Annotated in this window: 7 protein-coding genes and 1 riboswitch; of the genes, 4 read left to right on the top strand and 3 right to left on the bottom strand. The window is 63.2% G+C overall.

The features are described 5' to 3' along the window. Positions 1–116: 116 nt before the first annotated feature. Positions 117–614, bottom strand: coding sequence for an Lrp/AsnC family transcriptional regulator (locus C8C89_RS02785; protein WP_101483563.1), 498 nt, complete (start codon positions 612–614; stop codon positions 117–119). A gap of 168 nt (positions 615–782) precedes the next feature. Between C8C89_RS02785 and C8C89_RS02780 the strand changes: the two genes are divergently transcribed. Both C8C89_RS02780 and C8C89_RS02775 read left to right on the top strand, forming a co-directional pair. After that, positions 783–2,810 carry an aminotransferase class V-fold PLP-dependent enzyme gene (locus C8C89_RS02780; protein WP_101483564.1) on the top strand — a complete coding sequence of 676 codons (2,028 nt, stop codon included), beginning with the start codon at positions 783–785 and terminating at the stop codon, positions 2,808–2,810. Between the two features lie 498 nt (positions 2,811–3,308). Next, positions 3,309–11,843, top strand: a complete 8,535-nt coding sequence (locus C8C89_RS02775; RefSeq protein WP_243858234.1) for a glucoamylase family protein — start codon at positions 3,309–3,311, stop codon at positions 11,841–11,843. Here C8C89_RS02775 and C8C89_RS02770 read toward each other — a convergent pair. Both C8C89_RS02770 and C8C89_RS02765 read right to left on the bottom strand, forming a co-directional pair. After that, positions 11,840–12,055 carry a hypothetical protein gene (locus C8C89_RS02770; RefSeq protein WP_133988831.1) on the bottom strand — a complete coding sequence of 72 codons (216 nt, stop codon included), beginning with the start codon at positions 12,053–12,055 and terminating at the stop codon, positions 11,840–11,842. The two genes, C8C89_RS02775 and C8C89_RS02770, sit on opposite strands and share 4 nt — an antisense overlap. A gap of 126 nt (positions 12,056–12,181) precedes the next feature. Continuing rightward, positions 12,182–12,757, bottom strand: a complete 576-nt coding sequence (locus C8C89_RS02765) for a TMEM165/GDT1 family protein (RefSeq protein WP_133988830.1) — start codon at positions 12,755–12,757, stop codon at positions 12,182–12,184. 9 nt (positions 12,758–12,766) lie between these two features. Further along, positions 12,767–12,947, bottom strand: a riboswitch (yybP-ykoY riboswitch). A gap of 145 nt (positions 12,948–13,092) precedes the next feature. Between C8C89_RS02765 and C8C89_RS02760 the strand changes: the two genes are divergently transcribed. Next, positions 13,093–15,474: a M1 family aminopeptidase gene (locus tag C8C89_RS02760; RefSeq protein ID WP_133988829.1), complete on the top strand. Its 2,382-nt coding sequence runs from the start codon at positions 13,093–13,095 to the stop codon at positions 15,472–15,474. A 119-nt stretch (positions 15,475–15,593) separates the two neighbouring features. Further along, positions 15,594–17,453: a M1 family metallopeptidase gene (locus C8C89_RS02755; protein WP_133988828.1), complete on the top strand. Its 1,860-nt coding sequence runs from the start codon at positions 15,594–15,596 to the stop codon at positions 17,451–17,453. The last annotated feature ends 22 nt before the right edge of the window (positions 17,454–17,475 follow it).

Raw genomic sequence — 17,475 nt, 5'->3', positions numbered from 1 at the left:
GGGTGGAAATATGGGGAGAATATCGTATTTAATTGATGGTTGTTGCCACAAGGCAACGATTGCATGATGTTAACATGCGTGATTTTCATGCGCATCCGTACGGCGCGGAAAAACGTTCAGGCAGGTAAGCCGTGGGCGATCAATTCCAGTGGCAATTCCGTGCTGCACTTGATTTGCTCCATGGAAAAGGCGGACGACACGCCCGTCAGTTGCACGGCCTTGATGAGTTTTTTATAGAAGGTATCGTAGCCCTTGATGTCGGTGGTGACGACTTTCAGCAGGTAGTCGATGTCACCGCTCATGCGGTGGAATTCCTGTACCTCGGGCAGGACGATGACAGCGGCGGCGAAGCGGCGCAACCATTTTTCATCGTGCTGTCCCGTGCGCACGCTGACGAAAACCGTGACGGGCAAGCCCACTTTTTGCCGGTTGACGATGGCCACGCGGCTCTCGATATAGCCCTCTTCCTCCAGGCGCTTGACGCGCTTCCAGCAGGGCGTGCTGGACAGGCCGATCTTCTCGCTGAGGGCGGCGATCGACAGGGTGCCGTCCTGCTGCAGGGCGGCCAGGATGGCGCAGTCGAATTTGTCGAGCAGGGTATTTAGTGAATTCATTTTGTTTTTCAGGTTTTTATGGCATAAGCATGCTACATAGTACCGTGTTTGCAGTGTCTTTTGGCATATCTTCACGGGAGCATGCCGGTAGACTATTCATACGTTCCAGCCGCCTGCGCTGCGTCCTTTTTAGCTGCGCCCTTTTCATAGAATACTCAGACTGCCATCATGAAAGAAATCTACCTCGACAGCAATGCCACTACCTGCGTGCTGCCCGCCGCCGTTGCCGCCGCCCGGCAAGCGATGGAGCAGGGCTATGGCAATCCCAGCAGCACCCATGCCACGGGTTTGCAGGCCAAGGCCATGATGGATGGCGTACGCCAGCGCGCCAGCCGCTTGCTGGGCGTGGGTGACGGCCGCTTGATGTTTAATAGCGGCGCCACCGAAGGCATTCAGACGGCCGTGCTGTCGGCCCTGTGCGCGCTGCGCGAACGCCGCGATGCGGGCAAGCGCATCGGCAGTCTGCTGCTGTATGGCGCGACCGAGCACAAGGCCGTGCCGGAAAGCCTGGCGCACTGGAACCGTTTATTGGGCCTGAACCTGGAAGTGCGCAAGCTGCCTGTCGACGCGCAGGGACGCCACGATCTGCAGGCGCTCGATGCGCTGATCGGCGATACGGCCATGCTGTGCACGATGGCAGCCAACAATGAAACGGGCGTCATCAGCGATTTGTCCGCCATCGCCCAGCTGCTGCAGGACCGCGGTGCGGACGCCTACTGGATGGTCGATTGCGTACAGGCGCTGGGCAAGCTGAAATTGAACCTGGCCGCCACGCGCATCGACTACGCGCCGTTCTCTGGTCACAAGCTGTATGCGCCCAAGGGTATCGGCATGCTGTACGTGCGCGCCGGTGCGCCATTTACACCGTTGATGATGGGCGGCGGCCAGGAAGCTGGCCTGCGCTCGGGCACGGAGAACATGGCCGGCATCGCTGCCTTGGGCGCCGTGCTGGCCGCCCTGGAGGATAGCAAGACTTTCCGCAGCCACGCGGAACTGGCTACTTTTCGAGAGCAGCTGGTGGCCAGCCTGGAGCACGCATTTCCCGGCATCGTGTTCAATATGCCGTTTGACTTGGCGCTGCCGACGACGCTCAATTTTTCCGTGCCTGGCTTGTCCTCAAAAGAGCTGCTGGACCTGTTCGACGCGGCGCGCGTGCGCGTCAGCTCGGGCAGCGCCTGTTCCGCCGCCAAGGCCCTGCCCAGTTATGTACTGGAAGCGATGCATGTGCCGCAATGGCGTGCCAGCTCGGCCATCCGTTTGTCGTTCGGCCCCCTGATTGACGCGGCAACCGTCGCATCCGCCTGCGCGCGCATTGAACGCTGCGGCGAGGCGCTGCGCAGCAGCTGTCTGTTGCCGTCGGCCCTGGCGCCATCGCCGCAGGACGGGGTGATCCAGCTGAGCGTGGACGGCCAATGCACCTGGCTGCTCAGCGACGCCGCCAGCGCCAGTTGTGTCGTCATTGATCCCGCCGCCGAACTCGTGCCGCGCCTGGCCGCTTTTATCCGTTGCCAGCACCTGGCCTTGCGCGCAATCGTGCACACGGCGGCTCCAGCCGACCACGGCGTGGCGCGCCTGGCGCTGCTGCAGGAACTCGCCATTGAACAGGTGGGGCGTTTCGATATCGACGGTGGGCTGGCACTGGGCCAGCAGCGCCTGCGCCAGATCGAGTGCGGTGAGACGCATGTTTACTTGCTGGGGCAGCGCTTCGCCTTTATCGGCAATCTGGCGCCCGACGCGCTGACGCCCTTGCTGGAGGCGGCGCTGGTGACGCCAGACACCGTACTGTGCGGCTCACGCGACGACGGCGACATCTGCAGCACCGTACGCGCGGTGCGGGAAGGCATCGTGGCGGCTGCCGACCGGCAGCTCGATGCGGCCGCTTTGCCCGGCTTCCTGCGCCAGCATCCCGACGCCATCCTCGTCGACGTGCGCGAAGCATATGAACATGCGGCCTGCGCCGGCACGGTGTTCGAGGGCTGTGCCGTGCACAGCGTACCGCTGAGTCGCCTGGCAGGGCAGGTGGCCGCCTGGCTGCAGCAGCCACAGCGCCCCCTGATCTTTTTCTGCCGCAGCGGCAACCGCAGCGCGCGCGCAGCCGCCTGTCTGCGCCGTCTGGGCCATGCTGCGGCATGGCAACTCAACGGCGGCATGGCGATGGCGGAAGCGACACGTCTCCCGCTAGCCATCGCGGCCTGACGGGGCAGAAGTTCCTCCGTTGGAATGTTGCACCGTGCCATCATTGGCACGGTGTCTCAGTTTATTTTCTCGCCTTCCTTTCCTGCCGGCATTTTTCTCCCCTGCCATTGGCTGATTTCTTTGCCTGCACGTCCCCAATACCTCGGCTATGTACGCTAGCGCACGGTCTTGCGCGCTGGGCGGACCTACGATGAAGTTCAGAAAATCTCCCTATACCCTGAGATTCGTCGCAACGCTCCGGCGCTTCGCTTTCCGTCTTCGCCAGTGTCCGATCGTTTTCTTCCAGACTCGGCCGGCGTGATGGCGGCCGCTGATTGCCTGCGCGCACCTAGCGAGGCCAAGTTGAAAGAGTACACCGCAGTAGTCACGCAGCAAATCAAGGAACGGCTTTCCAAATTCAAGGAAAGCTTCCGCGACCATCCCCATGTACCGGACAGTTTCGACGCCGCGCGCGACGATGCCTTGCCCCTGCGTTCGGAGTTATTCAGTGCCATGCAGATGGCCGCCCACGGCAAGAACGTGGCCGCCGGCCACGCGGTGGGCAAGCACCATGGCCGCGACCGCCTACTGGCGCGTCTGGCTGACAATGCGGCCCTGATCACGGCCACCATCAATGAACTGACGGCCACCGTCAAGAGCGGGCGCCAGGTCACGCCCGCCTCGGAGTGGCTGCTGGACAATTTTTACCTGATCGAAGAGCAGATCCGCACCACGCGGCGCCACCTGCCGAAGAACTACAGCAAGGAGCTGCCGCGCCTGACGTCTGGCGTGGACGCGGGCTGCCCGCGCGTGTATAAAATTGCGCTGGAAATCATTTCGCATGGCGACGGCCGGGTCGACCTGGAAAACCTGTGCCATTTCATCGAGGCTTACCAGGATGTGGCAACGCTCACGCTGGGCGAATTGTGGGCCGTGCCCATCATGCTGCGCCTGGCCCTGATCGAAAACCTGCGCCGCGTCGCCGTGCGCGTGGCCGACGACCGCATGCAGCGCGACCTGGCCAATACCTGGGCCGACCAGATGACGGACATCGCCGAGCGCAATCCCAGCGGCTTGATACTGCTGGTGGCCGACATGGCCCGTTCGAATCCGCCGATGACCAGCGCCTTCGTGGCTGAATTGTCGCGCCGCCTGCAGGGACAAAGCTCGTCGCTGACCCTGGCCCTGTCGTGGCTGACGCACAAGCTGGCCGAATCGGGCCTCACCCTCGAGCAGCAGGTCCAGTCCGAGATCGGGCAGCAGGCGGCCGACCAGGTGTCGATCGCCAACAGCATCGGCAGCTTGCGTTTTCTGGGCACCATGGATTGGCAGGAATTCGTCGAGACCATGAGCGTGGTCGAGCAAACCCTGCGCCTGGATCCGGCCGGCACGTATGGCTTGATGGATTTCGCCACGCGCGACAGCTATCGCCACGCCATCGAGCGTATCGCCAGGCGCAGCGCGCGCAGCGAAGTGGAAGTGGCCGAGATGGTGGTGCAACTGGCACATACGCACGGCAACGGCAATGACGCACGCCGTGGCCACATTGGCTTTTACCTGGTCGGGCGCGGCGTGCTGGTGCTGGAAAAGCAGGCCGGCGCGAAGCTGCCGTTCATCGAGGCGCTGCAGCATACGGCGCGCGCCGCGCCGCTGGCCGTCTACCTGGGTGCCATCTCGTTCCTGACCCTGGCGACGAGCGCATTGCTGCTCGAACGCGCCGTGCGCCATGGCGTGCAGGGCTGGCCATTGGCGGCGCTGGGCGCGCTGGCGCTGCTGGGCAGCAGCCAGCTGGCCGTGGCCGTGGTGAACTGGCTGGCGACCCTGATGACGTCGCCGCATCCGCTGCCGCGCATGGATTACCAGGCCGGCATTCCGTCGGATGCGCGCGGCATCGTCGTGGTACCGACCCTGATCTACAGCGAGGAAAACGTGGCCGCCCTGTGCGAGGCGCTGGAAGTGCGCTACCTGGCCAACCGCGATCCCAACCTGCGTTTCTGCCTGCTGACGGATTTTGTCGATGCATCCGCGCAAACGATGCCGGGCGACGAAGCCTTGCTGCGCCAGGCGCAGGAGACCATCCGTGGCTTGAACGATAAATACCGCGTGGAAGGCACCGAGTTCAAGGGCAATGGCGAGCCGGCCGACCGCGACGAGCTGGGTCATGCAGGGCCATTTCTGCTGCTGCACCGTCCGCGCTTGTGGAATTCGCAGCAGAATGCGTGGATGGGGCAGGAGCGCAAGCGCGGAAAATTGTCCGACCTGCACGCCTTTCTGCGCGGCGGCGCGCGTGACAAATTCTCGCTGGTGGAAGGCGAATTGCGCGGCTTGCGCACCATCAGATACGTGATCACGCTCGACACCGATACGCAGCTGCCGCGCGACGCGGCACGCGAATTCATCGCCACCATGATGCACCCGTTGAACCGTCCCGTGCTGGACGCGGCGGGCACGCGCGTGGTGGCCGGCTATGGCATCCTGCAGCCGCGCGTGGCCGTGGCGCTGCCCAGCGCGAATGCGTCGCGCTACGAGCTGCTGTGCGGTGGCGAACCGGGCATCGATCCCTACACGCGCACCGTCTCCGACCTGTACCAGGATGTATTTTATGAAGGCTCCTTCATCGGCAAGGGCATCTATGACCTCGACATGTTCGAGCGGGTGCTGGGCCAGCGCCTGCCCGACAACAAAATCCTCAGCCACGATTTGCTCGAAGGCTGCTATCTGCGCGCCGGCCTGCTCAGCGACTCGCAACTGTATGAGGAATATCCGGCCCGCTACGACGCCGATGTCAGCCGCCGCCAGCGCTGGATACGCGGCGATTGGCAGCTGATCGGCTGGCTGCTGGGCCGCGTGCCTGGCCGCGCCGGCAAGCGTGAACGCAATCCCCTGTCGATGCTGTCGCGCTGGAAGCTGTTCGACAATCTGCGCCGCAGCGTCGTGGCGCCGGCCACCACGCTGTCGCTGCTGCTGGTGTGGGGCTTCTTGCCCCATGTGGCCTTCTGGAGTGCGGCGGTGCTGGCCATTATCTTCCTGCCGCCCGTCTTCTCGGCCCTGTACGACCTGTTGCGCAAGCCGCGCGACACCCTGTGGCGCCAGCATCTGGCCGCGTTCGAGCGGCGCTGCGGCGTGCAGTTTTCGCATGCCATGCTGACCCTCGTCTTCCTGCCCTACGAGGCGTGGATCAGCCTGGACGCCATCGCGCGCACCCTGTGGCGCCTGGGCGTGTCGCATAAACATTTGCTTGACTGGCGCGCCTCGAATCTGCATACGGCTTCCGGCTCGCAGGGAGACAGTTGGCGCGCCATGTGGTGCTCGCCCGCGCTGGCGCTGGCCACCTTTGCTGCCTTGCTGCACTGGCGCGCGGAAGCGTTGCCGGCCGCCGCCGTGGTGCTGCTGCTATGGCTGGCCGCACCTGCCATCGCCTGGTGGATCAGCCGCCCCATCGAACGGGCCGTGGCGCGCCTGTCGGCCGAGCAGGGGCGCTTCCTGCATGGCGTGGCGCGCAAGACCTGGGCGTATTTCGATACTTTCGTCGGTCCCGATGATCACTGGCTGCCGCCCGATAACATGCAGGAGCATCCGAGCCTGGTGGTAGCGCACCGCACCTCGCCGACGAATATCGGCCTGGCGCTGCTGGCCAACCTGACGGCCTACGACTTCGGCTATGTCACCATGGGCCAGTTGATCGAGCGCAGTCGCGCCACCTTGCATAGCATGGGGGAACTGGAACGCTTTCAGGGGCATTTCTATAACTGGTACGACACGCAAACGCTCAAGGCGCTGCAGCCGATGTACATCTCGACGGTCGACAGCGGCAACCTGGCCGGCCATCTGCTGACCTTGCAGCCTGGTCTGGTGGAACTGTACGACGCCCCCATCATGGGGCCACAGATCGTCGATGGCATCCGCACGACGGCGCAGGTACTGCAGGAGTTCATTGCCGCCGAAGGCGAAGGCCAGGAGGTGCGCTCATCGCTGGCGCTGCTGCAAATGCCGGCCGCGCCAGCCAGCCTGGCCGAATGGCATGCCTACCTGAGTACCGCGAATGGCGCAGCCGACGCGCTGCTGTCGCTGACCCTGCAAAGCGAGGATGGCGAGCGGTCCATGTGGAGCGGTGCGCTGGCGCGCCAGTGCCGCGCGGCGCTGGCCGAATTGCTGCAACTGGCGCCGTGGGCGGCGCAGGCTGGCATTGATGCGGCGTGGCTGCGCGTGCCGACCCTGCGCGAACTGGCCAAACTGGACGTGGCGGAAGGTACGCCGCCCGAGCTGGCGGCATTGTTGGCGCAAGGCCGCGAGCAGGCGGGTCGCCACATGCGCGACATCGCCCACGCGGCGGGCCAGGCGCGCGACTTCGCGCAGATCGAATACGCTTTCCTGTACAACCCGTCGACAAAACTGCTGGCCATCGGCTACAACGTCAGCGAACGGCGGCTCGACCCCAGCTACTACGATTTGCTGGCCTCCGAAGTACGCCTGGCCAGCTTCATCGCCATCGCCCAGGGACAGCTGCCGCAGGAGCACTGGTTTGCCCTGGGCCGCCAGCTATGCATGGTGGCCGGCCAGCCCGTGCTGCTGTCATGGAGCGGCTCGATGTTCGAGTACCTGATGCCGCTGCTGGTGATGCCTAATTATCCGAATACCCTGCTCGACCAGACTTACCACTCCGTCATCGAGGCGCAGATCGACTATGGCCGCCAGCGCGACGTGCCGTGGGGGATTTCCGAATCCGGCTACAACACGGTCGACGCCAGCCTGAATTACCAGTATCGCGCCTTTGGCGTGCCGGGGCTGGGCCTGAAGCGGGGCCTGGGCGACGACCTGGTGGTGGCGCCGTACGCCAGCATGATGGGCCTGATGGTGCAGCCGGAAGCGTCGTGCCAGAACTTGCAGCGCATGCAGGCGGCCGGCTACATGGGCCGCTACGGGTTTTTTGAAGCCATCGATTTCACCACCGCGCGCCTGCCGCGCGGGCAGAGCAGCGCCGTCATCCGCTCCTTCATGGTGCATCATCAGGGCATGGGTTTCCTGGCCCTCAGCTACCTTTTGCACGACCGCCCCATGCAGCGCCGCTTTGAGTCCGATCCGCTGCTGCAATCGGCCTTGCTGGTGCTGCAGGAACGTACGCCGCAGGCAGGTGCGTTTTACTCGAACACGGCCGAACTGGCGGTGCTGCGCAGCGGCGCGTCCGAGCAGGCCATGCCGATGCGTATCCTCACGCAGGCCAACAGCGCCGTGCCTGAAACGCAGTTGCTGTCGAATGGCCGCTACCACGTCATGGTAAGCAATGCTGGCGGCAGCTATAGCCGTTGGAAAGACTTGTCCGTGACGCGCTGGCGCGAGGACAGCACGCGCGACAACTGGGGCAACTTCTGCTATTTGCGCGACCTCGACGACGGTGCCGTCTGGTCCACCATGTACCAGCCCACGTTGGCCGAGCCGAAGAATTACGAAGTGATTTTCTCCGAGGGACGCGCGGAATTTCGCCGTGCCGACCATGGTCTCGACTTGTACACGGAAATCGTCGTCTCGCCCGAGGACGACATCGAAATCCGGCGTACGCGCATCAGCAATAATTCGAACCGCCAGCGGCGCATCGAGATCACCAGCTTTGCCGAAGTGGTGATGGCGCCGGCGGCGGCCGATGCGGCCCACCCCGCGTTCAGCAAGTTGTTCGTGCAGACGGAAATCCTCGCGCATGAAAATGCGATTTTGTGCACGCGTCGGCCCCGCTCGAAGGACGAGCAGATGCCATGGCTGCTGCACGTGATGACCGTGCACGATATCGAGCACTATGCCGTGTCGTTCGAGACGGACCGCGCGCGTTTCATCGGCCGCGGCAACACGGCGCAACTGCCGCAGGCACTGCAGGAGAGTGGCCCGCTGGCTGGCGGCCACGGCTCCGTGCTCGACCCCATCGTGGCCATCCGTTACGTCATCACGCTTGAACCCGACCAGGCAGTGACGGTCGACAGCGTGACCGGCATGGTGGAGCAGCGCGAGGCGGCGTTGCACCTGATCGATAAATACCAGGATCGCCATCTGGCTGACCGCGTGTTCGAGCTGGCCTGGACGCACAGCCAGGTAGTGCTGCGCCAGTTGAATGCCAGCGAAGCCGATGCGCAGCTGTATGCGCGCCTTGCCAATGCCGTGATCTATGCGAATGCGGCCTTGCGCGCCGAGGCGGGCATCCTGATCAAGAACCAGCGCGGCCAGTCCGGCCTGTGGGCGTATGCCATCTCGGGTGACCTGCCCATCGTGCTGTTGCAGATACGCGACGTAGCCAATATCGAACTGGCGCGCCAGATGGTGCAGGCGCATGCCTACTGGCGCCTGAAAGGGCTGGTGGTGGACCTGGTGATCTGGTGTGAGGACCAGTCGGGCTACCGCCAGCTGCTGCACGACCAGATCATGGGCCTGATCGCCTCGGGCATCGATGCGCAGGCGATCGACCGCCCGGGCGGCATCTTCGTACGCCAGGCCGAGCAGATCGCCAATGAAGACCGCATCTTGCTGCAATCGGTGGCGCGCGCCATCATCAGCGACTTGCGCGGTACCCTGGCCGAGCAGGTCAAGCGCCCTCCCAGCCCCGTGCTGCGCATGCCGCCGCTGCTGCAGGATCCGGCCCGCGAACATGGCGGCGTGCCGTACCAGGCACCAAAGCGCGAGTTGATCCTGGAAAATGGCCTGGGCGGTTTCACGCCCGACGGGCGCGAATACGTGATTACCACTGGCGAAGGCAAACAGACTCCGGCGCCATGGTCGAACGTGCTGGCCAATGCGCAATTTGGCACGGTGGTGTCCGAAGGCGGCCAGGCGTATACATGGAGCGAGAATGCGCATGAATTCCGTTTGACACCATGGCAAAACGACCCCGTTTCCGACTTGTCCGGCGAAGCGTTTTACGTGCGCGACGAGCAGAGTGGCCAGTTCTGGTCGCCGTCGGCCCTGCCGGCGCGCGGCAGCGGCGACTACGTGACACGTCACGGCTTCGGCTACAGCATTTTTGAACACAGCGAGGGCGGCATCGCCACCGAACTGTGCACCTATGTGGCGCTGGACGCGGCGGTCAAATACTCCGTCATCAAGGTGCGCAACGACAGCGGCGTGCCGCGCCGCCTTTCCGTCACGGGCTATGTGGAATGGGTACTTGCCGACCTGCGCGCCAAGTCCGGCATGCATGTGGCCACCGAAGTCGACACCATCAGCGGCGCGCTGTTTGCGCGCAATAACTACAACACGGAGTTTTCCGGTCGTGTCGGCTTTTTCAATACTGACGCCAGCATCCGCTCCATCACTTGCGACCGCAATGAATTCATCGGCCGCAACGGCAGTCTGGCGCAGCCGGCGGCGCTGCGGCGCGTGCGCCTGTCCGGCAAGGCGGGCACTGGGCTGGACCCGTGCGCAGCGATCCAGGTACCGTTTGAACTGCAGCCGGGGCAGGAGCGTGAAATTGTCTTCCTCCTTGGCGTGGGCGGTCGCCGCAATGCCGACGCCAGTACCATGGTGCAGCGCCATGCGGGCAAGGATGCGGCGCGCAATGCCCTCGACGCGGTGCGCGCGCACTGGGAGAGCACCCTGAGTGCCGTGCGCATCGAAACGCCCGATCCGTCGCTGGATGTGATCGCCAATGGCTGGCTGATGTACCAGACCATTGCCTGCCGTTTGTGGGCGCGCAGCGGCTATTACCAATCGGGTGGCGCGTATGGTTTCCGCGACCAGCTGCAAGATGCGATGGCCATGATCCACACGACACCGCAACTGTTGCGCGGCCATTTGCTGCTGTGCGCGGCGCACCAGTTTGTCGAAGGCGACGTACAGCATTGGTGGCATCCGCCATCGGACCGGGGCGTACGCACGCACTGCTCCGACGATTACCTGTGGCTGCCGCTGGCTGCTTGCCGCTATGTGATCGCCACGGGCGAAGTCAATGTGCTGTCCGAAGTGGCGCCCTTCATCGAGGGGCGCGCCCTCAAGCCTGACGAGGATTCGTATTACGACCTGCCCGTGCGTTCGGGCGAGTCGGCCGACCTGTACGAGCACTGCGTGCGTGCTATCCGCCATGGCCTGCGCCTGGGCGTGCACGGCTTGCCCCTGATGGGTTCGTGCGACTGGAATGACGGCATGGACAAGGTGGGTGAGCATGGCAAGGGCGAGAGCGTCTGGCTGGCCTTCTTCCTGTACGAAGTGCTGCAGCGCTTCGCCGAGGTGGCCATGCTGCGCGGCGATGCGGCTTTTGCCCAGTTCTGCCGCGACGAAGCCGCCAAGCTGGCGGCCAATGTCGAGGAACACGCGTGGGATGGCGAGTGGTACCGACGTGCCTACTTCGACGACGGCACGCCATTGGGATCGCACACCAACGAGGAATGCCAGATCGATTCGATTTCGCAAAGCTGGGGCGTGCTGTCGGGCGCGGCCAACAAGGAGCGTGTCGCCGGCGCCATGCGCCAGGTCGATGCGCGCCTGGTTCGGCGTGATTCTGGAGTGATCCAGCTGCTCGATCCGCCGTTCGACAAATCCAGCCTCAATCCCGGCTATATCCGTGGCTATGTGCCGGGCGTGCGCGAGAATGGTGGCCAGTACACGCATGCAGCTATCTGGACGGCAATGGCGTTTGCCCGCATGGGAGAGAGTGAGAAGGCGTGGGAACTGCTGCGCATGATCAATCCCGTGCGCCACGGTGTTGACGCGCAGGCTGTGGCGCGCTACAAGGTCGAACCGTACGTGGTGACGGCCGACGTGTATGCCGTGGCGCCGCACGTAGGACGGGGAGGCTGGAGCTGGTACACGGGATCGTCGGGTTGGCTGTACCGGCTGATCGTCGAATCCCTGCTCGGCGTGACGCGCGAAGCGAATGTGCTGCACCTGCGGCCGGCCATGCCGGGCGAGTGGGACAGCTTCAAGCTGCAGTACCGCTTCGGCGCCAGCAGCTATGCCATCACGGTGGAGCGTGCGCAGGGGCGGCCGGCGGGGCTGTCGCTCGATGGCGTCGCGCAGGGCGGCAACAGCATCGCGCTGCGCGACGAGGGCCGCGAGTATGCGGTGCTACTGCTGGTCTAGTCTTGCCACGTGTCGTGTTCCGGACGGCGCCGGCCAAGCAGCAGGATCAGGCCGGCGCCCAGCAACAGCAGGTCGCGCGTGGAGACTTCGTTCGCGGTGGGGCGTGCGGCGTGCGTGGCAACTGCCTGGCGTTGCGTATGGGGGGCTGCGGCGCCGGCCTGGCTTGCGTAGGCGGCCAGGCACAGCGCCGCCATCTTTCCATTCAAATGCATACATTCCTCAAGAAAGCGCGCTGGCCAATCGGGACCAGCGCGCCGGTATTCAAGTCGCTGCCATTGTAATTATGAGCATGAATATTGTAAATGGGAAATTATATGAGGCTGCGTCAGTGTGATGCCTCAACATCCCAAGGCCGCGCCCGCGCCCAGCAAGGTTGCCACGCCCAGTATGGCAAAGACCAGCGCCGCGATGCCATGCACCAGGCGCAACGGGACGCGGTTGGCGATCTTGTCGCCCAGGTACACGGCCGGTACGTTGGCCAGCATCATGCCGAAGGTGGTGCCTAGCACGACGGAAACAATGTCGTGGTAGCGCGCCGCCAGCGCCACCGTGGCTACCTGCGTTTTATCTCCCATTTCGGCCATGAAGAAGGCGATTAGGGTGGTCAGGAAGACGCCGTACTTGGCCAGCTTCGCCTCGTCTTCATCGATCTTGTCGGGAATCAGGGTCCAGGCCGCCATCGCCAGGAATGACACGCCCAGTACCCAGCGCAGCACGTCGGGTCCCAGCATGCTGGTGATCCAGGCGCCCACGGCGGCGGCGAACGCGTGATTGGCGATGGTGGCGACGAAGATCGCCAGCACGATGGGCAGGGGCCTGCGGAATTTGGCGGCCAGCAAAAAGGCCAGGAGTTGGGTTTTGTCGCCGATTTCAGCGAGACCGACGATGCCGGTGGAGATGAGGAAAGCTTCCATGAGATTGCAAGAGGTACGCGGGCCGGACGAATTAACCAATGACCCACGGGCGACTCCGGCCCATGCGGCCGCCCTGGATCAATGGTCTCGTCAAGTTCTGCAACCACCTGCACCATGGCCTGCGGGCCAATTATGTTGATACAGGTTCCTGCGGCTGACCGCAGGACGACTACTCCCCAATGTTCGAGGCGCATGATACGCCAATGCCGGCGTCGGCGCCAGTGCCGCGGGGGCGGGGCGCGGCCTTGTGTGTGGGACTTCGACAACAATGATCGATTTGCAAACAGACTCGACTTAGAATGCAGTTTGTCCACGACTCCCAGATGGAATGCGCCATGCCGGTCCTTGTCCGCTTGCTTGCCTTGTGTTTGACCCTGTTTGCTCCTTTGCCCGTCCTGTGCGCCGCCACGCCTTTCGATGACAAGTTCCGCCAGCTGGAAGAATTGCTGCCCACGCCCAACGCCTATCGCACCGCGTCAGGCGCGCCGGGCCACGCCTACTGGCAGCAGCGGGCCGACTACGTTATCCGCGCCACCTTGGACGAAACGCGCCGCGAAATCACGGCCAGCGAACAGATCACCTATCACAACCGCTCGCCGGACAGCCTCGCGTATCTGTGGCTGCAACTGGACCAGAATGGCTTGCGCCAGGATGCCGACCAGCGCCGCGTCCTGAGCGCGCCGTCGCGTCAGGCCTGGCTCAGCGGCACTGAAGAGGAAGCGCTGAAATTCGAGGACTTGCGCGCCATTCATGCGGGGCGCGAGTTTGATGGCGGCTTCAAGCTCACCGCCGTGAAAGCGGCCAGCGGCAAAGCCTTGCCGTATGTAGTCAACCAGACCATGCTGCGCATCGATTTGCCCGTGGCGCTGGCGCCCGGCCAGAGTATCAGCTTTGGCATCGACTGGTCCTATAAAGTCAATGACCAGAAGGTGCTGGTCGAGCGCTCCGGCTATGAATATTTTGAAGACGACAAGAACACGATTTTCCAGATCGCACAGTGGTTTCCGCGCATGGCCGCGTATTACGACGCTGTCGGCTGGCAGCACAAGCAGTTCCTCGGTTCCGGTGAATTTACCCTGGAGTTTGGCGACTACGAGCTGTACCTGACAGTGCCGGGTGATCACGTCGTCGCCGCCACGGGCGAGCTGCAAAATCCTGCCAGCGTGTTGAGCGCGGCGCAGCGCGAGCGTCTGGCGCGGGCGAAAAACAGCAATACGCCGCTGCTGGTGATCACGCCTGCCGAGGCGCTTGCGGCGGAAAAGGGCCGGGCGGCTGGGATGAAAACCTGGCACTTCAAGGCGGCCAATGTGCGCGACGTGGCGTGGGCGTCGAGCCGCAAGTTCATTTGGGATGCGCAGGGACTGGACAGTGGCGGCAAGCGCGTGATGGCCATGTCCTACTATCCGAACGAGGGCAACCCGCTGTGGCAGCAGTACAGCACGCGCGCCGTCGTGCACGCCATCGAGCAGTACAACAAGTACAGTTTCGACTATCCGTATCCGAACGCGATTTCCGTCAATGGCGCCGTGGGCGGCATGGAGTATCCGATGATCTCGTTCAATGGCGGGCGCCCCGTGAAGGACAAGAAGACGGGCGAGCTCACGTATTCGAAGACGGCGAAATATGACCTGATTGGCGTGATCATCCACGAAGTGGGACACAATTACTTCCCCATGATCGTCAACTCGGACGAGCGCCAGTGGACGTGGATGGACGAGGGCCTCAATTCCTTCCTGCAGTACTTGGCCGAGCAGGCGTGGGAAGAGCATTTCCCCTCCTGGAATGGCGAGCCGCGCAAGATCGTCGACTACATGCGCAGCCAGAACCAGGTGCCCATCATGACCAATTCCGAGTCCTTGCTGCAGTTCACGGCGAATGCCTACGACAAGCCGGCCACTGCGCTCAACATCCTGCGCGAGACGATACTTGGGCGTGAACTGTTCGACTTCGCCTTCAAGCAATATGCCTTGCGCTGGAAGTTCAAGCGTCCCACGCCGGCCGATTTTTTCCGCACCATGGAAGACGCTTCCGGCACGGACCTGGACTGGTTCTGGCGCGGCTGGTTTTATACCACCGATGCGGTTGATATCAGCATTGACGGCATCAGCGAATATGGCGTGAGCACGAAAAATCCAGAAACGGAAAAGGCGTGGAAGAAGGCGCAGAAGGCCGCGCAGCCCATCTCGATCTCGGACCAGCGCAACAAGGCGCTGCCAAAGAAGGTTGACCTGGACCCCGCGCTGAAGGACTTCTATAACCGGCACGATGAATTCACGGTCACCAACAAGGACCGCAACAGCTATGCGGAGGAGCAGGAAACGCTGGAACCTTGGGAGCGGAAACTGCTTGAGCAGCGCAATATGGGCAAGCATCTGTACCTGGTCGACTTTTCGAATATTGGCGGCCTGGTGATGCCGCTGATCCTGGAAATCGAACTGAAAAGCGGCAAGAAGATCATCGAGCGCGTACCGGCCGAAGTATGGCGTTATTCGCCGCACAAGATCAGCAAGGTCATCATCACGGACGAGCCAATGGTGAGCCTGGTGCAAGACCCGTACTGGGAGACGGCCGATATCGACACCAGCAACAACGCCTGGCCGCGAAAAATCACGCCATCGCGCCTGGAGCTGTTCAAGCTGGACCGCGACAAGAATAACCTGATGAAGGATTTTAATACGCCGCTGAAGGCGCCCGAAGCCAAGGCCGGAACGAAATAGTGAAACAGCGCCGGCCAGTCCGGCGTTTTTTTTCTGCCTGCCTGCGCCGGAAGTGCTATTCTGCGCGACGCCTCGGCGCACACGGACCGGGGCTTTCGCAAATCATTCAAAAGACGACCATGCAAACTTTGACCTTCCTGCGCGCGCTGGGCTGTGCGCTACTTTGCCAGGTAACCCTGGCGGCGCACGCCGATCCCCTTAGCTACGCGCGTTACGACCAGGTGCGCACGCGCGACCTGCAGCTGGACCTGAAAGCCGATTTCAAGCAAAAGACCCTCTCCGGCTATGCCGAGCTGTCCTTGAACTGGATCGATCCGGCGGCGCGCACCCTGGTGCTCGATACGCGCGATTTGTCGATCGCGAAAGTGCAGGTGCAGGACAAGCGCGGCGCATGGCAGATGGCGCCGTATCAGCTGGACAAGGCCGACCCGGAAAAGGGCCAGGCGCTGCGCATCACCACCACGGGCCAGCCGGGCAAAGTGCGCGTCTACTATCACACGGCGCCAAACGCCATCGCGCTGCAGTGGCTCACGCCGCAGCAGACCATGTCGGGCAAGCTGCCCTTCATGTTCAGCCAGTCGCAAAGCATCAACGCCCGCTCATGGGTGCCGTCGCAGGATACGCCAGCCGTGCGTTTTACCTACAGCGCACGCATTGATGCCCCAAGCGGCATGCGCGTCGTGATGAGCGCCGAGAATGACGAAAAAGCGACGGGCAAGGGCGGTTGGAAATTCAGGATGCCGCAGCCGATTCCATCGTACCTGCTGGCCATTGCCATCGGCGAACTGGAAGTGCGCAAGCTCGGTCCCCGTTCCGCCGTGTATGCCGAACCGCCGCGTATCAAGGCGGCCGAATACGAACTCGCCGACACGGAAAAGATGATCCAGGCCGCCGAAGCGCTATACGGTCCGTATGGATGGGGACGCTACGACATGATCGTGTTGCCGCCATCGTTCCCCTACGGTGGCATGGAAAACCCGCGCCTGACCTTCCTCACGCCAACCATGATCGCGGGCGACCGCAGCCTGGTCGACCTGATCGCGCATGAACTGGCCCACTCGTGGTCGGGCAACCTGGTCACCAACGCCTCGTGGAAGCACATGTGGCTCAACGAAGGTTTCACCACCTACGTCACCACGCGCATCGTCGAGCAGCTGTATGGCAGCGAAGTGGCGCAGATGGGCGTGCAGGTCGACCAGGAAGAACTGGCCGCGTCGATCAAGACATTGCCGGCGGCGAAAACGGCGTTGATCACGCGCGATGCGGATGCCAATCCCGCAGAAACGTATACGGACGATGGCATCATCTACCCGAAAGGTGCCTGGTTCCTGGCTACCATGGAGCGCCGTGCCGGCCGTGCCGTGTTCGATCCCTTCCTGCGCGGCTGGTTCGACCAGCACGCGTTCCAGAGCGTGACGACGGAGCAGTTCATCGCCTACCTGCGCAAGAATCTGCTGGCGCAGCATCCGGACGTGATGCCGGAAGCGGAACTCGATGAATGGCTGTATGGCACCGGCGTGCCGGCCAGCGCGCAGCGCGTTGTCTCGCCGCGCCTGGCGCTGCTCGACCAGCACCGCGACGCCTGGCTCAAGGGGGAGCTGGCGACGAAAGAGCTGGGCATGGATCATTGGGTCGCCATCGAATCGATGCACTTCCTGAACGACATCAACAACAAGGCCAGCGCGGCGCAATTGCGCGAACTGGATCAGGTCTACGGTGTGGGCAAGAGCGGCAACAATGAAGTGGCCTACCGCTTTTACCTCGCTGCCGTGAACGCCGGCTACGACGTGCAGCAGCCCTTGCAGGCATTCCTGATGAGCGTGGGCCGCCAGAAGTTCGTCGTGCCCCTGTACAGCGCGCTGATGAAGACGCCGCAAGGCCATGCCTGGGCCAAGGACGTGTATGCGCAGGCGCGCGCACGCTACCACCCGGTGACGCAGGAAAGCGTCGATAAATTGATGGCCGCGCAAGCGCATTGAACTTTCTTTGGACATCCTGAGC

The sequence above is a fragment of the Janthinobacterium sp. 75 genome (assembly GCF_004365495.1).
Lineage (GTDB): Bacteria > Pseudomonadota > Gammaproteobacteria > Burkholderiales > Burkholderiaceae_D > Janthinobacterium.
Note: the sequence above shows the minus strand (reverse complement) of the source record. Positions and strands in the feature narration are given on the sequence as shown.